Origin of the sequence: Flavobacterium arsenatis, assembly GCF_031456785.1 — a bacterium.
GTDB classification, from domain to species: domain Bacteria; phylum Bacteroidota; class Bacteroidia; order Flavobacteriales; family Flavobacteriaceae; genus Flavobacterium; species Flavobacterium arsenatis.
Genome location: NZ_JAVDVI010000012.1, coordinates 70,788 through 91,349, shown reverse-complemented (window position 1 = coordinate 91,349; position 20,562 = coordinate 70,788). Strand labels below are relative to the sequence as shown.

Sequence of the window (20,562 nt, the reverse complement as noted above, 5' to 3'; positions counted from 1 at the left end):
GATATATTTTCAATTGTGAATTAAATATGTACCTTTGCAAAAATTTTTGAAACGTAAAATTAGATACACAATTTAATAATGGTAATTTCAAATAAACCACTTCAGTTCTTATTCGTTGCTATTGTAGCATGTATTTCGTTCGTTGGATTTGCAAATCCTACTGTTGACAGTACTCATGTTACCACAGAAGCTGTTGCTGAACACCACGGTGAAGCGGCTCACGAGAAAAAAGAATTCAATGCTAAAGAATTAATCAATTCTCACATTGGAGATGCTCACGAATTTCACATTGCTGATTGGGGCGGTCATCCGATTTCTTTTTACCTTCCGGTTATTTTATGGACTAACAATGGTTTAGAGGTTTTTTCTTCAGAGAAATTCCACCACGACAATACAGGTCACCACGTTGTAGATGCAAACGGGCAAGAATTAGTTCGTTACAAAGAAGTAATTTTCTATAAAGATAAATTTGAAACATTAACAGAAGACGAAAGAAAAAACGGTGCTTTTGCTTTTGATGCAAGACCTTTAGATTTTTCTATCACAAAGAATGTGTTCTCGATGTTGATGTCTACCATCATCTTGTTCTTCCTGTTTCTTGCCGTAGCAAGATCGTATAAGAAAAACCCAAAGGCACCAAAAGGAATCGCTGGTTTCTTGGAGCCACTGGTAACGTTCGTTAGAGACGACATTGCCAGACCAAATATCGGAGAGAAAAAATACGCAAAGTACATGCCGTATCTTTTGACTATCTTTTTCTTTATCTGGATCAACAACCTTATCGGATTGATTCCTTTCTTCCCATTCAGTTCTAACTTGACAGGAAATATCTACTTTACATTTGTAATGGCATTTATTACATTCGTAGTTACAACTTTCAGTGGAAACAAAGAATATTGGGGTCACATCGTGAATACACCGGGAGTTCCGTTTTGGTTAGCACCAATCATGGTTCCAGTAGAAATCATCGGTATGTTGACAAAACCTTTCGCCTTGATGATTCGTTTGTTCGCAAACATCACAGCAGGTCACATCATCATCTTGAGTTTAGTTTCCTTGATCTTTATATTTGATACAGTTGCGGTTTCTCCAATTTCTGGAGCGTTCGTATTGTTCATGAGTGTATTGGAAATGTTGGTTGCAGCGTTGCAAGCGTATGTGTTTACATTGCTTTCAGCTTTATTTATTGGTCAGGCTGTAGCAGAGCATGATCATCATTAATTTGTGTTTTATTAATTATTAACTATATAAATTTATTATTATGGTATTAGCTGGAATCGGAGCTGGATTAGCTGTAATTGGTGCAGGTCTTGGTATTGGAAAAATTGGTGGTTCTGCAATGGACGCTATTGCTCGTCAGCCAGAAGCTGCTGGAAAAATCCAGACTGCTATGATTATTGCTGCTGCACTTATTGAAGGTGTTGCACTTTTCGCAGTAGTTGTTGCGTTAATCGCTTAATTAAAACTAAAACTTCCTGCAGCGGTTGGCTTCAGGAAGTTTTTTTAAAACAAGACAAACAAATTTAAATATACAATCTTATGCAATTAACTTCACCAGAGAGTTTAATTTTTTGGACAACAATTATCTTTATTGTTTTCTTCTTTCTTTTGGCAAAATTTGCTTGGAAGCCCATCTTGGGAGCTGTAAAAAGCCGTGAGGAATCTATCAACAATGCTTTGGCATCTGCAGAAGCAGCTCGTAGAGAGATGCAAAATTTAACTGCTGATAACGAACGCATCTTGCAGGAAGCTAGAATGGAACGTGATGCTTTATTGAAAGAAGCACGTGAAATGAAAGATAAAATGATTGCCGATTCAAAACACGAAGCTCAACTTCAAGGAGAAAGAATGATCGAGCAAGCTAAGGCGGCTATCGAATCTGAGAAAAATGCAGCTATGGCTGAATTGAAAGCTCAAGTTTCATCATTGTCTCTTGATATCGCTGAAAAATTATTGAAAGAAGAATTATCAAACAAGGAAGCTCAAACCAAATTGGTAGAGCGAATGTTGGGTGATGTAAAATTAAACTAAGATCATGTCAGGAACCAGAGCAGCAATTCGTTATGCAAAAGCAATTTTAGACTTGGCCCTCTCTCAAGGAGTTGCCACTGAAGTCTATAATGATATGGTTTTGATTTCTTCAACAATCAAAGAAAACGCGGAATTGAGTACTTTTATTCAAAACCCAACGATTTCTGTAAGCGTTAAAGAAAGTGCCTTGACAGAAGTTTTTGCTTCAACAAATGGATTGACAAAAGGTCTTTTTCACTTGTTGTTCGAAAATAAAAGATTCGAGATTTTAGAAAGTGTTGCTTCACAATATGTTTTGCAATCTGACGAAATGAATGGTTTTGAAGTTGCAAAAGTAACTACAGCCATTCCGATGGATGCAGCATTAGAAGCGAAAGTATCAGAAAAAATCAGAGAATTTTCAAACAAAAAAATTACAATTGAAAACATTGTTGACGAGTCAATCATCGGAGGTTTTATCCTAAGAATAGGCGACAAGCAATACAATGCATCAATTGCTAATAGATTAAAAGTTTTAAAAAGAGAATTAAGTAACTAGTTATTTATATAATTATGGCGGAAATTAAACCTGCTGAAATTTCAGCAATATTAAAAAAGCAATTATCAGGTTTTGAATCTGGTGCAACGCTGGAAGAAGTTGGAACAGTATTGAATGTTGGAGATGGTATTGCTCGTATCTACGGGTTATCAAACGTCCAATATGGAGAGTTAGTAGAATTCGATAACGGTCTTGAAGCTATCGTTTTGAACCTTGAAGAAGATAACGTGGGTGTGGTACTTTTAGGACCATCAACAGGTATCAAAGAAGGATCTACTGCTAAAAGAACACAACGTATCGCTTCTCTAAAAGTAGGTGAAGAAATGGTAGGCCGTATCGTGAACACACTTGGTTTTCCTATCGACGGAAAAGGACCAATCGGTGGAACTTTATACGAAATGCCATTGGAAAGAAAAGCTCCTGGAGTTATCTTCCGTCAGCCAGTTACTGAACCATTACAAACAGGAGTAAAAGCAGTTGATGCTATGATCCCAGTTGGTCGTGGACAAAGAGAGCTTGTGATTGGTGACCGTCAAACTGGTAAATCAACAGTTTGTTTGGATACTATCCTAAACCAAAAAGAATTTTATGATGCAGGTCAGCCTGTATTCTGTATATATGTTGCAATTGGGCAAAAAGCTTCAACTGTAGCTTCAATCGCTAAAATGTTAGAAGAAAAAGGTGCAATGGCTTACACGGTTATTGTTGCTGCAAATGCTTCTGATCCTGCTCCAATGCAGGTTTATGCTCCAATGGCAGGTGCTGCAATCGGAGAATATTTTAGAGATTCAGGACGTCCAGCGTTAATCGTTTATGATGATTTATCTAAACAAGCAGTTGCATACCGTGAGGTTTCTCTTTTGTTGAGAAGACCACCGGGTCGTGAGGCTTATCCTGGAGACGTTTTCTACCTACACTCTCGTTTGTTAGAAAGAGCTTGTAAGGTTATCGCTAATGATGACATCGCTAAAAACATGAATGACTTGCCAGATTCTATCAAAGGAATCGTTAAAGGTGGTGGTTCGTTGACCGCTTTGCCAATTATCGAAACTCAGGCGGGTGACGTTTCTGCATACATCCCAACAAACGTAATTTCGATTACCGACGGACAGATTTTCCTTGACGGAGATTTGTTTAACTCTGGGGTTCGTCCAGCAATCAACGTAGGTATTTCGGTATCTCGTGTTGGAGGTAATGCTCAAATCAAATCAATGAAAAAAGTATCAGGTACTTTGAAATTGGATCAGGCACAATTCCGTGAATTGGAAGCGTTTGCTAAATTCGGTTCAGATTTGGATGCTGTTACTTTGAACGTAATTGAAAAAGGTAAGAGAAACGTTGAAATCTTGAAACAAGGTTTGAACGATCCTTACACGGTTGAAGATCAAGTTGCTATTATCTATGCAGGTTCTAAAAACTTGTTGAGAAATGTTCCTGTAAACAAAGTGAAGGAATTTGAGAAAGATTTCTTGGAATTCTTGAACGCAAAACACAGAGATACTCTTGATGCTTTGAAAGCTGGGAAACTTGATGACAAAATTACTGATGTTATCGAGAACGTAGCTAAAGAAGTTTCAGCGAAATATAACTAGAAAGTATTAAGTACTAAGTATCAAGAATTAAGACGTCTTGATACTTAATACTTCAATCTTAATACAATAAACATGGCAAATTTAAAGGAAATCCGTAATAGAATTACTTCCGTTTCATCAACGATGCAGATTACATCTGCGATGAAAATGGTTTCTGCAGCAAAGTTGAAAAAAGCACAAGATGCAATTACAGCAATGCGACCTTATGCCGAAAAATTAACGGAATTATTACAAAATCTTTCTGCATCCCTTGATGGTGATGTTGGGGGGGAATTTACCACACAACGTGCGGTAAGAAAAGTACTGATTGTCGCCATAACTTCAAACAGAGGTTTGTGTGGTGCTTTCAATACCAATGTAATCAAGGAAGTTAAAAACCGTACCGATTTTTATGCTGGAAAGCAAGTGGATGTTTTTGCCATTGGTAAAAAAGGAAACGACGTTCTGGGAAAAACGTGCAAGATTACCGATAATCAAAGTGCTGTTTTTGATAGCTTGACTTTTGAGAACGTTGCTGAAATTGCTCAACAATTAACAGAGATGTTTATCTCTGGAAAGTACGACAAGATTGAATTGGTGTACAATCAATTTAAAAATGCCGCAACACAAATCGTTCAAACAGAACAATTCTTGCCATTGGCTCCAATCGTTTCTGAAAAAGCAGCTTCAACAGTTGATTATATCTACGAACCAGAGAAAGAAGAAATCATTCTTACTTTGATTCCTAAATCATTAAAAACACAATTGTACAAAGCCATCAGAGATTCATTCGCTTCAGAACACGGAGCTCGTATGACGGCAATGCACAAAGCAACCGATAATGCAACAGAGTTGAGAAATCAATTGAAATTGACGTACAACAAAGCCCGTCAGGCAGCGATTACTAACGAAATCCTTGAGATTGTTGGTGGAGCTGAAGCCTTGAAAGGATAGTATATTTGTTAAATATATTTGAAAGCCGACAGAAATGTCGGCTTTTTTTTATTTTTTTTCATAATTTAGTAATTCACTAAAAAATATAGATTTATGAAAAAAATTACTTTATTATTGGCTTTTATGGCACTTGGAGCTAGTGCTCAAAATTTTCCAACTCCGTATTGCGAGATTGAGGACTATTTCGATGTGGAAGAAATTACCAGTGTAGATTTCAACGGTACAAGCATTACAAATGATGATTTAACATCGGTATTATTAGATTTCACCACTACGGTTGTAAATGTAGCACCTGGACAAAATTACACATTAACAGTCCAAGGAAATACTTATGGAGATTATGAAAACGAATATGTGGCATTCATAGACTGGAACCAGAATGATATTCTTGACGATGAAGGAGAGGTTTTCTATATTGGTTTGATTTATGATTCTGATGGAGCTGATGCTGAAAATGCTACTACGGAAATTACGGTTCCTGAAGATGCAGTTCCAGGAAATACTAGAATTAGGATCATAAAAACTTATACAGATGCCCTATTTGGTTTCACTTTAATAACCGATCCTTGTAATATTTTAGTTGAATTTGAAGAATTTGGTCCTGATACATCTTATGGTCAAGCTCTTGATTTCACACTAAATATAACAACTTTAGGAATAGATACTTTGGATAAAAAAGCACTGACGACCTATCCTAATCCTGTAAAGGATTTCTTGAATGTGAAATATTCTTCAAAAATTAACGATGTGAAGGTTTATAATTTACTAGGTCAAGAAGTATTTTCTAAAGAAATTGGACAATCTGATTTTCAGGTTAATCTTAGCAATCTTGCCACGGGAAGTTATGTTGTGAAATTATTTGCAGAAGAAGGACAACATAGTTTTAAATTGCTTAAGGACTAAAAAAGTTTAGCCGAAAACAATCGTGTTTTCGGCTTTTTTATTGGTTTAAATGATATAAAAGAAAAGCATAAAGCTCTGACTTTTCCTGAATTCTATTTTCATAGCTAGAATTGTTGCCATAGTGTCCGGATTTTTTCAAGGTTTTGATAAAAACGGGATTCTTTTGAGCTTCCCTGTTTTGCAATTTTGCGGCAAATTTATAGGAATGAACCGGTGGAACCCTATCGTCATTTTCGGATGTGATAATTAATGTTATTGGATAATTGATACCTTCCTTGATGTTGTGATACGGCGAATAGTCAATCATAGCTTTAAAATCTTCTACTTTTTCTGGATTGCCGTATTCATCATAATGAAACCTACCGATTGAATAATTGTGAAAAATCGCCATATCCAAGACACCAACATCAGGAATGGCAACCTTAAAAAGTTCAGGTCTTTGTGTCATTGCTACACCAACCAATAAACCTCCTTGTGAAGCTCCGGTAATGGCCAATTTGTTTGGAGAAGTATAGTTTTCCTTGATTAGGAATTCGGCAGCATCTATAAAGTCATTGAAGGAATTCATCTTTTTCAAGCCCATTCCATCGGTATGCCATTTTACCCCTTTTTCGCCACCGCCCCTAATTTCTGCGTAAGCGAAAATACCTCCGTTTTCTAGAAAATAAATTAAACCAGTATCATAGTTAGGACTGTTTACCTTTCCAAATCCTCCATAGGCTTTTAGCAAAGTGGGATTATTTCCATCTAAAAGAATCCCTTTTTTATGTACGATGGTAATAGGAACCTCAATATTATCACGGTTTTTGTAAGTGATGGTTTTGGTTTCAAAATAATCAAAAGGGAAAAGCGTCGGTTTTGCAGGCGTTGACTTTGTAAAATAAAGGATATCTGCATCCGTGTCAATATTGAAGCGATGGTTTTCATATCGATTCACATAGGAATAGGTGCCGTAATAAATGTCTTTCCTTAAAGCATCAAACGTGATGATATCCAAATCCAAACCCTGTGGAGCTTCAACTTTCCGAATTAGTTTTCCGTTATAGTCGTAAATAATAAAATAATTTTTGCCTATGGTTTTATATTTACAGATGATATAATCTTTGTAGAAAAGCGATTTCTGCAAGAGATGATTATAAATCTGCGGAATTACGACAGAATTTTCGGCCGTATTGTTCAAATCAAACGAACGGATTTCGCCCCAATTGTATTTTTGGGTAGAATAATAGATACGATTGTTCTTGTAACTTAAAAATTTAAAATTGGTTGAATCATTTTCAACAAATTTTTCCAAAACCATTTTCTCGTCCTTCAAATTGCCATAGTAGTAGTTTTTTGAAACATCATTCTTATCGTCTTCAATAACAAAAAGTTTTTCCCAAGCGGTAAAAAAACTAATGTTGCTTTCAGCATTAGATCCATCATAAATAAGTTCGTCTTCTTCTTGCTTGAAACCGATTTTGTGATAGTACAATTGAAAGGTAGAGTCTTTTGCAAATTGTTGCTGGTTGCTGTTCTTCTTATAAAAAATGCCAAGATTGCCATTCCAGGAAACATTCGAAAATTTTACGTTGTAGAGAACGTCTTCCATTTTTTCCCTTTTATCCAAATCAAAAAATCGAATTTCTTCCTTATCGCTTCCATCAATACGGATTTTATAGGCCAGATATTTTGAACTTCCAGAAGGATAATGATTGTTGATGGTTATATTTTTTCCTTCATAGATGGTGTTGGGGTCAATGATTTCAACTGATTTTTCATCAATATTGTTTCGGATATACAAGGCTGAAGATTTATTATTTTCCTTCCGATAATAGGAATAATAATATTTTCCTTTCCGCTCCGGGATCTTATAGGTGGTTGATTTATCGTATTCTTTTATGATTGAAGAGGGATTGTATTTCTTGTAAATTTCTGTAAAATGCTCCTCAACGAGTTTATTTTGTACATCAACCCAATCATTTACTTCCTTGGAACGCATATCTTCCAGCCAAGGATAATCGTCCTGAAACGAAACGGTATTTTTAGTAACCGTTATTGGTGTTTTTTTGACAACAGGAAACTCTTGACATATTAAAAAATGCGGAAGCGATAGAAATATGGAGAGAAGAATAGTTTTCATCGTTTTATGGTTTGCAAAGACCTCTAATACAATTAATTGTTCAAGTGATAGAGAAGGAAATTATAAAACTCTGCCTTTTCTTCCAGATATTCTTTATAATTGGAAATCTTTCCATAATGACCTGAATTTCTTTGCGTTTTAAGATAAATAGGATTCTTTTGAGAAGCTCTATTTTGAAGTTTTGCGGCAAACTTATAGGAATGGATAGGAGGCACTCTATCATCATTTTCAGAAGTAATTATTAATGTAATAGGATAATTCACGTCTTCTTTTATTTTGTGAAAAGGAGAATATTGCATCATCGTATTAAATTCTTCTTCAACATCAGGATTGCCATATTCATCATTATGAAATCTTCCAATAGTATAATCATTGAATTTTGCCATATCAAAAACACCCACTTCTGGAATGGCGACTTTAAATAATTCAGGACGTTGCGTCATTGCAACTCCAACTAATAAACCACCTTGAGAACCACCAGTTATGGCAAGTTTCTGAGGATTAGTATAATTTTCTTTGATTAAAAATTCGGCAGCATCTATAAAATCATTAAACGTATTCATCTTTTTTAAGCCCATTCCGTCCCTGTGCCATTTTTTTCCTTTATCACCACCGCCTCTAATTTCTGCGTAAGCAAAAACACCGCCTTTTTCTAGGAAATATAATAATCCAGTATCATAGCTTGGACCGCTTATAACCCCAAAACCACCATAGGCTTTTAATAAAGTTGGATTGTTGCCATCAAGTTTCAATCCTTTTTTATGTACGATTGTCATTAGAATATCCTTATTGTCACGACTTTTATAGGTTGTCTTTTTAGTCTCGAAATGATCAAATGTAAATAGGCTGGGTTTAGATTCGATGTATTCATTCAGGTAAATTCCGGTTTTCCCAGTTTCTAAATTAAGTTTATAATTAAGATAGGAAATCGTATACGAATAAAATGTTACATAAAGCTCTTTCGCCTCTTTATCAAAATAACGGATGTTAAAATCCATGTTATGAGGAACATCAAATTTTCGAATGAATTTCCCGTTCGAATCATACACGATCATATAATTTCTGCCCTCCGTTTTATATTCTCCAATGATATAATCCTGATAGAAATGAGTGCTAGTCAGGAGGTGATTGTAAATTTGCGGGATAACCACTTTTTCATCCGTTTTATCGTAAAGATTGAATGACTTTATTTCGCCCCAATCCGATTGCATTGAAGAAAAATAAATCCGATCCTTTGAAAAATGAAGAATATCGTATGGAGTTTTGTCATTTTCAATAACTTTCTCTAGTTTGAAATCTTCGGTATCTAAGGAAACGATATAAAAATTTCTTGCAGTTTCTTCCTTATTTTTCTCGATGATCAGAAGCTTGTTTTCTTTCGTTAAAAAACTAAAATCACTTTGATGTGCTGTTGCATCAAACAACAACTTGTCATTTTCCTGGGTCGTTCCAATTTTGTGGTAAAAAAGCTGATAGGTTGAATCTTTTTCAAATACATTCTTGTTGCTGTTTTTTTTATAAAAAACGCCCTTATCTTCGTTCCATGCAATTGTAGAAAATTTCACATCTTTTACCACATCATCCAAGATTGTTACTTTATCGATGTCACAAAAGCGTATTTCCTGCCTGTCACTCCCATCCAAACTCATTTTCACGGCTAAATATTTTGAAGATTTCGATGGATGATGACTGTTTAAAACAACATTATTGCTTTTGTAAATTCGATAGGGATTCACTAATTCTTGAGGTTCATCATTTAAATCTTTTCTGTAATACAATGAAGCAGGTTTGTCTCTGTCGCGTAAATATTTTGAATAATAGTATTTCCCAGATCTATAAGGCATGCTGTTGGTTGAAAGGTCGTCATATTCCGCAATTTTAGATCTAGAGGAATATTTTTTCGTGACTACTGCATAATGATTATTGGTAGCCAAATTCTGGTTTTCTACCCATTCTAGCGTTTCAGCAGAAGTAGCATTTTCCAGCCAAGGATATTCATCTACAAATGAAATGCTATGTTTTTGAACCGTTATCGGTGTTTTTTTTGCAACCGGAAATCCTTGTCCAAACGAAAACTGAAGACAAAAAAAGCAAATAAGGGAGAAAATAATTCTGTTCATTCTAAAAGGATAAGATTTAAAGCAAATATAAATGAATTGTATTATACTTAATTTAAAACTTTACCCACTCGAAAACCCAAAGAAATAGTTATTTTTGTTAGATATTATTGAGACAATACTTTGAGTTTATATAAAAATCTTTTCAAGCAAACAGCCATTTACGGACTCGCCACGGTTTTACCGAGAATGTTGAGTTTCCTGTTGGTAATGGTCCACACGGAAAAGCTCGTAAAAGCCGATTATGGAGAAACCACCATACTTTTGGCCTATATGGTGTTCTTCAATGTGATTTTATCTTACGGAATGGAAACGGCTTTTTTTCGTTTTTATAATTCTGAGAATAATAAAAAAGATGTTGTGGAAACTTCCACCATTTCCATTTTCTGGACCTCAATTGGATTTTTATTTCTTTCACTTTTTTTCAGGAATACACTCTCAAACTGGATAAATGTTGAAGTTCAGTTTGTTACCTATGCCATTTGGATTTTGGTTTTGGATGCCTTGGTTATCATTCCATTCTCCAAATTAAGAGCCGAACAAAGACCAATCGTTTATGCCGTAATCAAGATAGGAAACGTGGTCATCAATATGGCATTAAACTTGTTTTTCCTGTTGTATCTTCCACAAATAGCACAGAATAATCCTGATACTTTTCTAGCAACATTATATTTTGAAGATTTTCAGATAGGCTATATTTTTATGGCAAATTTGATAGCTAGTTTAGCCACTTTTTTGGTGCTTTCGCCAAATTATCTCCACGTCAAATGGCATTTTGATTTTCAGCTTTGGAAGAAAATGATGTATTATGGTTTTCCGATTCTGATTGCTGGAATCGCATTTGCCGTAAATGAACATTTGGATAAAATCATCTTGGAACATCTTCTTCCAAAAGACATTGGTAAGGCAGAAGTTGGAGCTTATGCTGCGTGTTATAAATTAGGATTATTTATGGTTTTGTTTGCAACCGCTTTTCGTTTAGGAATCGAACCTTTTTTCTTCAGTCATGCAAAAAACGAAAATGCAAAACAGACCTATGCAATAATAACCAAGTTTTTTGTCATTTTTGGTTCACTCATACTTTTGACGGTAATCGTTTTTGCCGATTTATTGAAGATGATAATGATTAAAGACGAATCCTATTGGGAAGCCATGAAAGTTGTTCCGCTGATTATCTTGGCCAATTTCTTCCTCGGAATCTACAACAATCTTTCGGTTTGGTACAAATTAACCGACAAGACCAAAATTGGAGCTTACATTTCAATTGTTGGTGCGATATCAACCTTGGGATTAAATTATCTTTTAATTCCAAAGTACAGCTATATGGGTTCAGCAATTGCAACAATCGTAGCCTACGGAAGTATGATGATAATTTCCTATATCCTCGGAAACAAATACTATCCGGTTCCGTATGATATGAAAAAAATTGGAGGCTATTTGGGAATTTCAATCTTGTTTTCCGGACTCTCGTTCTATTTCTTTAGAGAGAATTATTTTGTTGGAATTCCGCTGATTCTAGTATTCACGTATTTCATCTATTACAATGAAAAAGAAACATTAAATAAAATCATTAAAAGAAAAGCATAAGCATCGATGGAAATAAAAATCAAAAACAAATCGCAACATCCTTTACCAAATTACGAAACCATAGCTTCAGCCGGAATGGATTTGAGAGCGAATCTAACGGAATCCATAACCTTAAATCCTTTGGAAAGAGCAATCGTTAAAACCGGACTTTTCATAGAATTACCAATTGGTTTTGAAGCACAAGTTAGACCAAGAAGTGGCCTTGCGGCAAAAAAAGGAATCACAGTCTTGAATTCTCCCGGAACAGTTGATGCAGATTATCGCGGCGAAATTGGCGTTATTTTAGTAAATTTATCCAATGAAGCTTTCGTTGTAGAAAACGGTGAAAGAATTGCCCAATTAATCATTGCAAAACACGAACGTGCCGAATGGATTGAAGTTCAGGAATTATCTGAGACTTCAAGAGGTGAAGGTGGTTTTGGGAGTACGGGGGTCAAGTAATTCCTGCGAAGGCAGGAATCCCGTGAATTGAAAATTTAAAAGTTATAAATAATCGCAAAAGCAGGATTGAAATAAAAGTTTCCTGCCTTCGCAGGAATAGAGAAAAATGAAGTTATGGTATTTTATATAATGTCAAATAAACCTCAAGGTGTTATTTATGTTGGAGTTACCGATAATTTATTAGAACGTGTCAAGGAACATAAATTAAAAATTTATCCAGACTCATTTACAGCTAAATATAATTGTAATAAGTTAATTTATTTTGAAGAATGGGAAGATGGATTTAAAGCTACAATCAGAGAAAAACAATTAAAAAAATGGAAAAGAGATTGGAAAGTAAATTTAATTGAAGATATGAATCCAGCTTGGATGGATATTAGTTTAAATTGGAATTTCAATTTTAATACAATAAGAGAAAAATAATAATTATTAACCAAGATATCTGCTTTCGCAGGTATGTAAAAGATACCCGCTTTCGCGGGCAATAACATGAAAATAATAGTTCCAATGGCAGGACGTGGCTCACGTTTGAGACCACATACATTAACAGTTCCAAAACCATTAATTCCAGTTGCAGGAAAACCAATCGTGCATCGTTTGGTAGAAGATATCGCAGGAGTTTTAAATCAAGAAATTGAAGAAGTAGCCTTCGTAATCCACGAAAGTTTTGGTAAGAAAGTAGAAGAAGATTTGATTGCAATTGCCGAAAAATTAGGTGCAAAAGGAACCATTTATTATCAAAATGAAGCTCTAGGAACGGGTCACGCCATTATGTGTGCCAAGGATTCTTTGAGTGGTCCGGCCGTTATCGCTTATGCAGATACGCTAATTCGTGCCGATTTTGATTTGGATAAAACCGCCGATAGCGTAATTTGGGTAAAGCAAGTAGATGAACCGGAAGCTTTTGGCGTTATAAACTTGAATGAAAACAACGAAATAGTGGAATTGGTCGAAAAACCAAAAGAGTTCGTTTCGGATTTGGCCGTTATCGGAATTTATTATTTCAAGGACATTTCGGTTTTGAAAGACGAATTGCAATCGGTGTTGGACAACAACATCATTCACGGTGGCGAATATCAAATCAACGACGGAATCAAGCAGATGATGGCAAAGGGTATGAAATTTGTACCAGGAAAAGTTGATGAATGGATGGATTGCGGCAACAAGAATGTCACGGTCGAAACCAATTCCAGAATGCTAGGATTCTTGCACAACGACGGAGAACATTTGGTTGATTATGATGTGAAATCAGAGAATTCAACCATAATTCCTCCTTGTTTTATTGACAAGGATGTCATCTTAATCAATGCAACAGTTGGTCCAAATGTATCGCTTGGAAAAGGTTGTCATGTAACGAATGCTACGATTAAAAATAGTTTGGTTCAAAATCATTCACACATTAAAAATGCCAATCTGGATAATGCCATGATTGGAAATCATGCGAGTTTTGACGGTAATTTTACATCAATCAGTATTGGAGATTATTCGGTTTTAGAATAAAAAAAATGAAAAAAACAGCCCTAATCATACTCTTTGGAATACTTTTTTCCTTTCCAACTTCAGTTTTTGCTCAAGCAGAACCGGAAGCTATTGGTTTGGAAACCGATGAATTTCAAGAACTTTTCTTTGAAGCTTTAAAACAAAAAGGCATTGAAAATTATGACAAGGCCATTGTTGCATTAGAAAAATGCCTGAAGCTTGAACCACAAAATGCCAACGTCTATAACGAATTGGGCAAGAATTATCTCAAAAATAAGGGTTACAAGGATGCCTACGAAGCATTCGAAAAGGCAACCCAGATCGATCCGAAAAACAAATGGTTCTGGCACGGGATGTATGATGTTTGCTATCAGACACAGGATTACAATCAATCTATCATTATTGTAACGAAGCTCATCAAATTTGATGCTGGATATAAAGAGGATTTGGTTTCGCTTTATATGTACACCCAGCAATTCGACAAGGCTTTGGCTCTGATTAATGATTTGAATGAAAACGTAGGAAAGTCTGAAAAGAGAAACGGCTATAAGATGCAAATCCTTCAGACGGCAAAATACCAAGGTGCCGAAAAGGAAAATTTGGTTGAATTAATCAAGAATCATCCAAAAGAAGAAGCCAATTACATTTCGCTGATCTATTTGTATTCCAACAGCAATGAAGAGGAAAAAGCACTTGAAGTGGCTAAAGAATTAGAAAAGGAAATTCCAACTTCGGCTTGGGCTCAAGTGAGTCTTTTTAAATTTCATCTGAACAATAATGAGGGAGATAAGGCCGTTGCTTCAATGAATACAGTACTTGACAGCGACGAAATTGATCTTAAGATCAAACATCGAATTTTAAACGAGTTTCTGATTTTTGCCACAAAAAATCCAAAATACGAACCAGCTCTGGAAAAGGCAATTGCTTATTTTGAAAACGAAAATGGAGTGGATGTTGCCAAGGAAATCGGGAAGTTCTATCAGAATAAGAAAGATTGGAACAAGGCAATAAAATATTATGAGATGGAAGAAAGTGGCAATCCTACGAATATGGAAAACACGATGCTTCTGTTTCAGGCTTATGCCGAAAATCAGCGGTTTCAGGAACTCTCCAAAAAGGCCGAAAACATGATGGAATTGTTTCCTTCCAAACCGGAATTCTATTATTATGCAGGAATGGCCTATAATCAGCTGAAGAATTTCAAGAAAGCAAAAGACATTCTGGAAACTGGAATTGATTATCTGGTAGAAAACAAAGCAATGGAAATTAATTTCAATATTCAATTGGGAGAAGCCTACAACGGTTTGGGCGACATGAAGAAAAAAGAAAGCTATTTCCAAAAAGCCGATAAATTATTAAAAGAATAAAACGATGAAGATTAAAAAGTTGAAAAATATAAGAGTACTACTCCACATTATATTTTTGGTAGTTCTTGCAACCTTGGTTTCCTGTAAATCCAAAGCAGTAATTGCCGAAGCTACAGCAACCAAAAAGATGAGTGCCGACAAAATTGTTTCCAATCATTATGCTGTGAAAAAAGAGTTTAAAACAGCTTATATAAAAGCAGATGTGAGCTACAAGGATGATAAGCAAAGTCTAAATGTTTCTGCCGATATTCGCATCAAAAAGAACGAACAAATATTGTTGAGCCTCCGTTTTTTTGGAATTACAATGGCAAAAGCCTTGATTACTCCAAAAGAGGTTAAATATTATGAAAAATCAGGAAACAAATATTTTGAAGGGGATTATACCACTTTAAGCAAATGGCTCGGAACGGATTTGGATTTCAATAAGGTTCAAAATATGCTCATTGGTCAGGCTTTCGACGATTTGAACGATGGAAAATACGATGCTTCGATTGAAGACGGTTTCTATAAATTAAACGATAAATCAAATAAAAATACCGAAAAAGCGTTCTTTTTTGAGGCATCACAATTTCTAATAAAAAAACAAGAAATAAGCCAAAAATCAAAAAACCGAATGCTGAAGGTGAGTTATCCTAGCCATAAGGATTATCCGGAAGTCATTTTGCCTACTCAATTAATCATTGAAGCCCTACAGGACAATACAGCAACAAAAATAAACATAGAATACAAGTCGGCTACTTTTAATGAGGAACTTTCTTTCCCATATAGCGTTCCGGATGGCTTTGATAGAATTTTTATTGATTAGATTTGCACAAATATTTTTATAATATGTCGAAATACATCCTTACGTTACTTCTAATTTTTATGACTTCATTTTCGTGGAGCCAGACTCAACAAGAGAAACTGGAACAGCGAAAAGCACAGCTTATTAAAGAAATTCAGGAACAAGAACGTTTGTTGCAAAGCCAAGACCAGAAACAGAAATCGGTCTTGACGACTATCATCCAGCAAAAGGAAAAAATAAGACTGCGTGAAAATTTGATCCAAACTACCGAAAAACAGGCGAGGATTCTAAAGGACGAAATGTATCTGAACCAATTGGCCATCAACAAACTCAATCGTGAATTGAAGGATTTGAAGGAAGATTATGCCCAAATGATTGTAAAGTCCTATAAAAGTAGATCCGAACAAAGCCGAGCGATGTTTCTTTTGTCTTCCGAAAATTTTCTACAAGCCTATAAGAGAGCTCAATACATGAAACAATATACGAGTTATAGGAAAACACAAGGCGAAGAAATCAAGGTAAAAAGCGACAAGCTTGCCGATTTGAACAATAAACTCGACACTCAAAAAACCGAAAAGCAAAAACTGATCGAAGAGCAGGAACAGGAACGTATTGTGCTTCAAAAGGAAAAAGAAGAACAGGAAAAACTGGCGAATTCTATCAAGAAAGACAAAAAGAAAATTGTTGCCGAAATCAAGAAAAAACAGCAGGAAACAAGAGTTATCGATCAAAAAATTGATAAGTTGATTAAGGAAGCGATTGCCGAAGCGAACAGAAAAGCTGCCGCTGCTGCAAAAAAAGCAAACCCAAACACTACTGTTGCTGCAACAAAAGCAACTGAAAATTCAACAAAAATTGTATTGACACCCGAAGCAAAAATTGTTTCGGACAACTTTAAAGCCAATAAAGGGAAATTGCCTTGGCCGGTGGAAAAAGGACAAGTTACCTTGAAATTTGGAAATCAGCCTCATCCAGAAATTAGTTCTCTAACAGTTCACAGCAGCGGAATTGAAATTTCTACTACAGATGGATCCAATGCAAGGGCAGTTTTCGACGGCGAAGTTTACAGCATTATTTATGTTTCTCCTGTTCAGAAATCGGTAATGATACAGCACGGGGATTTCTTTACGGTTTACCATAATTTGAGCAGTGTTTCGGTTAGCAAAGGTCAAAAAGTGAGCCGTAAACAATCAATAGGGAAAATCCGAACCAGTGGCGATACTGGTAAAACGGTTTTGAAGTTTATGATTTCCCAAAATACAACTTATGCCAATCCGCAAAGCTGGTTGACACCGATGTAGGATTAAAACATATATATTGAAAAGGCGGTTGAGAGTTCTCTCAACCGCCTTTTTTTATGATGTAATTTTAAATATATTTCTAGATTTTATCTTGCCACATTCACAGTATCAATATTTTCAACCTGCAAACTATCACCATCTTCAAGAGGGTCAAAAAGAAAAGTTTCGTCCTTTTCAAAACCTTTTCCGGCTTTAATATCCTTGTTTTTTTGCAAAGAAATTTTGTAATTAGATGGCGTTCCAGAAATTTTCAAGTTGATATAACTCACACGTTTGTTCGGGTCTTTATAGATGATTTCGTCTTCCTGATCCGGATCGATTTCCTCTTTTTTCTTGCCAAATAATTTTTGTGTAGCCACTTTCGTTACCAATTTCAAAGGAACACGAATGTAATATTCCATATTCATATCGACATCGTGATTGCCTGAAAGTTCGATAAAGCCAAGAGAAGAATTGATGAGCATATTTGGCAAAATCATTTTACCATTTTTCACCTCAAGGCGATTTTCCAATTTGTCAAACATAACTTTAGAGAGGTTTTTATCCTTAAAAAAGTCGGAAAGTGCATCCATCGGACCAAAATTCTCAAGTCGTCCGTTTTCTATCGAAACATCAATCGTTAAATCCGATTGGTTGATGATTGGAGTAAGATCGGTATGCATCAAGATTTTACCTTTTATTCTTCCTGTAAAAATACCGTGCAAATTCTCCGAAACCAATTTGTCTTGTCCAAAATTATCAAACTTGAACAACACTTCGTCCAGATTCACTTTCTGGATTTTCAAGTCGGGATTGAAGTAGATGTGTTTTGGATCCGAACCATTAAAATAGCCCGTCAAGTCGATTTTACCGCTTGCGGCATTCAATTGCAAATGGTCCAAAAACACCATGTGGTTTTCTTGAACCCGGATAATTCCTTTCAAATGGGCAACCTTATAACGATGAAAATTTAATTTTTTAATATCAGTATCGATTTTCATATTACGAAACGGAATTTCAAAAAGATTAAACACATCATCGTGATCAATTTGTTTTGTATCGGTTTGTTTTACAGGTTTATAACTAAATAATTCATCAAAATTGAGATTGTTGGATTTGAATTTTAAAGACGCTTGCTTTTTGATGGATTCCGGATCCGAACCGATGTAATAATTTCCGTCAAGAGCAAAATCGCTCGAACCAATTTTGCATTCCAATTGATTGAAAGTCAACAAGTCATTTTCAAAATGAAGATTTCCTTTCCCATATTCGAGCTTCACGGGATGCACTTTTAAATTTCCTTTTAGCTGTTGCAAATGAAGATCAGACGACTTCAAGACCTTGTCGAAATGAAGCGCGAGACTTCCGTGAATTTTCAAATCCCTAATTTCTTCCTGGCGATAATCTTCGGGAACATAATTTTCGCCTTTATAGGAAAACATATCCTTGAGACGAAGAAATGTTGAAGTTAAATCAAACTCAAATTTGGTATCTCCGTTCAATTCATCATCTAACCAAAGATTATAATTTTCGACCAATCCAGTGATGTGAAAGTCGCTATCATCAATCATTCCGTCGAAATTCTTGATTTTGATTTTGTTGTCTCTCACAAAAAGTTTGGCATCAAAATCATGAAAAGTATGAGGATAATGCGTTAGTTTTCCGTACAAATCTTCAATGAAAAAGTTTCCTAGCGGAATGTTTTTAGATTGAATAAAAGTGTTGGCATCACCTTTAAAACGCAATCCCAGTCTTAAATTTTTGATGTTTTCATCAATAGGTTTCAGTTTAGTTGTATCGAAAGATGTCAGTTGTTTCAAATCCAATTCTTTAGAATCAATTTGCACTCTCGCCTTCACTTCCTGATTGGTTTTATGCAAAATGGCCGGAATATTGCTAATGAAACCCGAAAGCGAAAGATCGGAATTGCCGACTTTTAATTTGCAATATTCCATAAAAATATCGTTGCCGTCCATTGTTGCCTTCAAATTGAAATTCCGGATTGGCAAATGATAGCTTTCTGATTTAAAATTCAAATTGGTAACCAATAATTCTGAATAGTAGGCCTGGTTTAGTTTTTCCAAACTTCTTTCTGGATGAGCCAAATCGATGATGTCGTGGAAATTCATTTTCAAGGCAACTTTTCCCGTAAGGTTACTAAAATCTTTGAGGTTGAAAAATTTAGTCAGGAAATCCAAGTCAAAATCCGAATCAATTTTCATGTCTATTTCGGGCGAAATGAAATTTTTAACCACCAAATCGCCTTTAAAAATTCCGGCTTCGGGTTTGGCAAAAAAATCGGTTAGCTTGAAAATACTGGAGGAAAGGTTTCGCGATTCGCCATTGCTGTAGGAAGCCGTGAACGACATTTGGTCCAGCTTTTTATGGGTTTCTTTGTTGTCAAAAAAACCAGCTTTACAACCAAATTTAGCCGATACAGCTGGTCTGTGACCATTTGAAGACTTTCCTTTGACTGCAGCTTCAAAAAAAATGTCGCCTCGATTGTCATAAGATTTCAAGGTTTCCGATAAAGGTTCGGGTGCAAAAGCAATGAGCAAATCGAAATTGGGTTTTTTACCGCTAAAAGTCAAATCCATATTAAAATCATCATCAAAATCAATACTTCCCTCCATCCCAAAAAGTCCGTTTTCAAACTGAATTTCAGAAGGTTCAAATTCGATTTTGTGTGTTTTTTTGTGGAAAGAAAAAGCAGTAAAAATGTCGAAATGTTTATTCTTAACAAATGTAGAGTCGTTGTTTTTCAGGATGTTCAGATAAAAATCGCTATCCAATCCCATGTTGATATGGGTTTCATTTTTTTCAAAACGAACGATTGCTTTTTCTAATTTTGCATCAACAGAAAGGCTATCTGCTTTATTTATTTTCGAAATTTTTACCTGATTGATATGAATTTTTTGCAAGTCCAAATGAAATTCTTCCTCAAGATCATCAATTGGCTTTTGAGATTCAAACGCTTTCATGATGTTGAAAGTTCCGTCCTGTTCTTGAACAATATTCACAAAACCACCTTTTAGTTTCAGGGTTTTCACTTCGTATTTTCCTTCTAAAATCGTCCAAATGTCAAAACCGGCATAAACATCATGCAAGCTAACGATGGGCTTTTCTGAATTGTTTTTGGTTTCAAAGACTTCTAAGCCTTTCAAATCAATCGAAATGTAAGGGAAGTTTTCGAAAGGAGAAATTTTTGTGCTTTTTATGGCGATTTCGCCTTTGAAATCCTTGTTGAGGGTTTCTAATAATTCAGCGACAACGGCATCTTTTTTGAAAACCAAGACGGTACATAAAACGCCAAAAAGTAGTAGGGGAATCAAAATTGACAGCCCTACTACTTTTTTCCACGTTTTTATTTTCTTTACTTTCGTCAATA

17 protein-coding genes are annotated in these 20,562 nt (G+C 35.4%); 14 read left to right on the top strand and 3 right to left on the bottom strand.

What is annotated here, in order from left to right; all coding sequences use genetic code 11:
* Positions 1–78 precede the first annotated feature (78 nt).
* The 7 genes from atpB (at position 79) to J2X31_RS13355 (ending at position 5,997) form a co-directional block, all read left to right on the top strand.
* Positions 79–1,221: a F0F1 ATP synthase subunit A gene (gene atpB, locus J2X31_RS13385; protein ID WP_310027321.1), complete on the top strand. Its 1,143-nt coding sequence runs from the start codon at positions 79–81 to the stop codon at positions 1,219–1,221.
* Positions 1,222–1,261: 40 nt separating this feature from the next.
* Positions 1,262–1,459, top strand: coding sequence for an ATP synthase F0 subunit C (gene atpE / locus J2X31_RS13380; protein WP_026703752.1), 198 nt, complete (start codon positions 1,262–1,264; stop codon positions 1,457–1,459).
* 80 nt (positions 1,460–1,539) lie between these two features.
* The gene (locus J2X31_RS13375) at positions 1,540–2,031 is read left to right on the top strand and encodes a F0F1 ATP synthase subunit B (RefSeq protein ID WP_310027320.1); all 492 of its coding nucleotides are present in this window, start codon (positions 1,540–1,542) and stop codon (positions 2,029–2,031) included.
* A 4-nt stretch (positions 2,032–2,035) separates the two neighbouring features.
* Complete coding sequence (gene atpH, locus J2X31_RS13370; RefSeq protein ID WP_310027319.1) at positions 2,036–2,569, top strand: ATP synthase F1 subunit delta; 534 nt, start codon at positions 2,036–2,038, stop codon at positions 2,567–2,569.
* A 14-nt stretch (positions 2,570–2,583) separates the two neighbouring features.
* A complete protein-coding gene (gene atpA, locus J2X31_RS13365) occupies positions 2,584–4,161 on the top strand; it encodes a F0F1 ATP synthase subunit alpha (RefSeq protein ID WP_026703749.1) in 1,578 nt (525 codons plus the stop codon).
* Positions 4,162–4,233: 72 nt separating this feature from the next.
* Positions 4,234–5,094 carry an ATP synthase F1 subunit gamma gene (gene atpG / locus J2X31_RS13360; protein ID WP_310027318.1) on the top strand — a complete coding sequence of 287 codons (861 nt, stop codon included), beginning with the start codon at positions 4,234–4,236 and terminating at the stop codon, positions 5,092–5,094.
* Positions 5,095–5,187: 93 nt separating this feature from the next.
* Positions 5,188–5,997, top strand: a complete 810-nt coding sequence (locus J2X31_RS13355) for a T9SS type A sorting domain-containing protein (RefSeq protein ID WP_310027317.1) — start codon at positions 5,188–5,190, stop codon at positions 5,995–5,997.
* Between the two features lie 37 nt (positions 5,998–6,034).
* Here J2X31_RS13355 and J2X31_RS13350 read toward each other — a convergent pair whose 3' ends face one another.
* Together J2X31_RS13350 and J2X31_RS13345 are read right to left on the bottom strand one after the other, a co-directional pair.
* The gene (locus tag J2X31_RS13350; RefSeq protein ID WP_310027316.1) at positions 6,035–8,119 is read right to left on the bottom strand and encodes a prolyl oligopeptidase family serine peptidase; all 2,085 of its coding nucleotides are present in this window, start codon (positions 8,117–8,119) and stop codon (positions 6,035–6,037) included.
* A 32-nt stretch (positions 8,120–8,151) separates the two neighbouring features.
* On the bottom strand, positions 8,152–10,239 hold the full coding sequence (locus tag J2X31_RS13345; protein WP_310027315.1) for a prolyl oligopeptidase family serine peptidase: 2,088 nt from the start codon (positions 10,237–10,239) through the stop codon (positions 8,152–8,154).
* Positions 10,240–10,359: 120 nt separating this feature from the next.
* Here J2X31_RS13345 and J2X31_RS13340 point away from each other — a divergent pair, with 120 nt between their 5' ends.
* From J2X31_RS13340 to J2X31_RS13310, 7 genes are all read left to right on the top strand, one after another.
* Entirely contained in the window at positions 10,360–11,823 is a 1,464-nt protein-coding gene (locus tag J2X31_RS13340; RefSeq protein WP_310027314.1) for a lipopolysaccharide biosynthesis protein, read from the top strand.
* Between the two features lie 6 nt (positions 11,824–11,829).
* Entirely contained in the window at positions 11,830–12,264 is a 435-nt protein-coding gene (gene dut, locus J2X31_RS13335) for a dUTP diphosphatase (RefSeq protein ID WP_310027313.1), read from the top strand.
* A 129-nt stretch (positions 12,265–12,393) separates the two neighbouring features.
* Positions 12,394–12,687: a GIY-YIG nuclease family protein gene (locus J2X31_RS13330; RefSeq protein ID WP_374725226.1), complete on the top strand. Its 294-nt coding sequence runs from the start codon at positions 12,394–12,396 to the stop codon at positions 12,685–12,687.
* A 66-nt stretch (positions 12,688–12,753) separates the two neighbouring features.
* A complete protein-coding gene (locus J2X31_RS13325) occupies positions 12,754–13,764 on the top strand; it encodes a sugar phosphate nucleotidyltransferase (RefSeq protein WP_310027311.1) in 1,011 nt (336 codons plus the stop codon).
* A 5-nt stretch (positions 13,765–13,769) separates the two neighbouring features.
* Complete coding sequence (locus J2X31_RS13320) at positions 13,770–15,110, top strand: tetratricopeptide repeat protein (protein WP_310027310.1); 1,341 nt, start codon at positions 13,770–13,772, stop codon at positions 15,108–15,110.
* A gap of 4 nt (positions 15,111–15,114) precedes the next feature.
* Entirely contained in the window at positions 15,115–15,915 is an 801-nt protein-coding gene (lolB1, locus tag J2X31_RS13315) for a lipoprotein insertase outer membrane protein LolB1 (protein ID WP_310027309.1), read from the top strand.
* A 23-nt stretch (positions 15,916–15,938) separates the two neighbouring features.
* Entirely contained in the window at positions 15,939–17,195 is a 1,257-nt protein-coding gene (locus tag J2X31_RS13310; protein WP_310027308.1) for a murein hydrolase activator EnvC family protein, read from the top strand.
* Positions 17,196–17,281: 86 nt separating this feature from the next.
* Here the strand turns inward: J2X31_RS13310 and J2X31_RS13305 are convergent, their stop codons facing one another.
* On the bottom strand, positions 17,282–20,560 hold the full coding sequence (locus tag J2X31_RS13305; protein ID WP_310027307.1) for an AsmA family protein: 3,279 nt from the start codon (positions 20,558–20,560) through the stop codon (positions 17,282–17,284).
* Positions 20,561–20,562 lie beyond the last annotated feature (2 nt).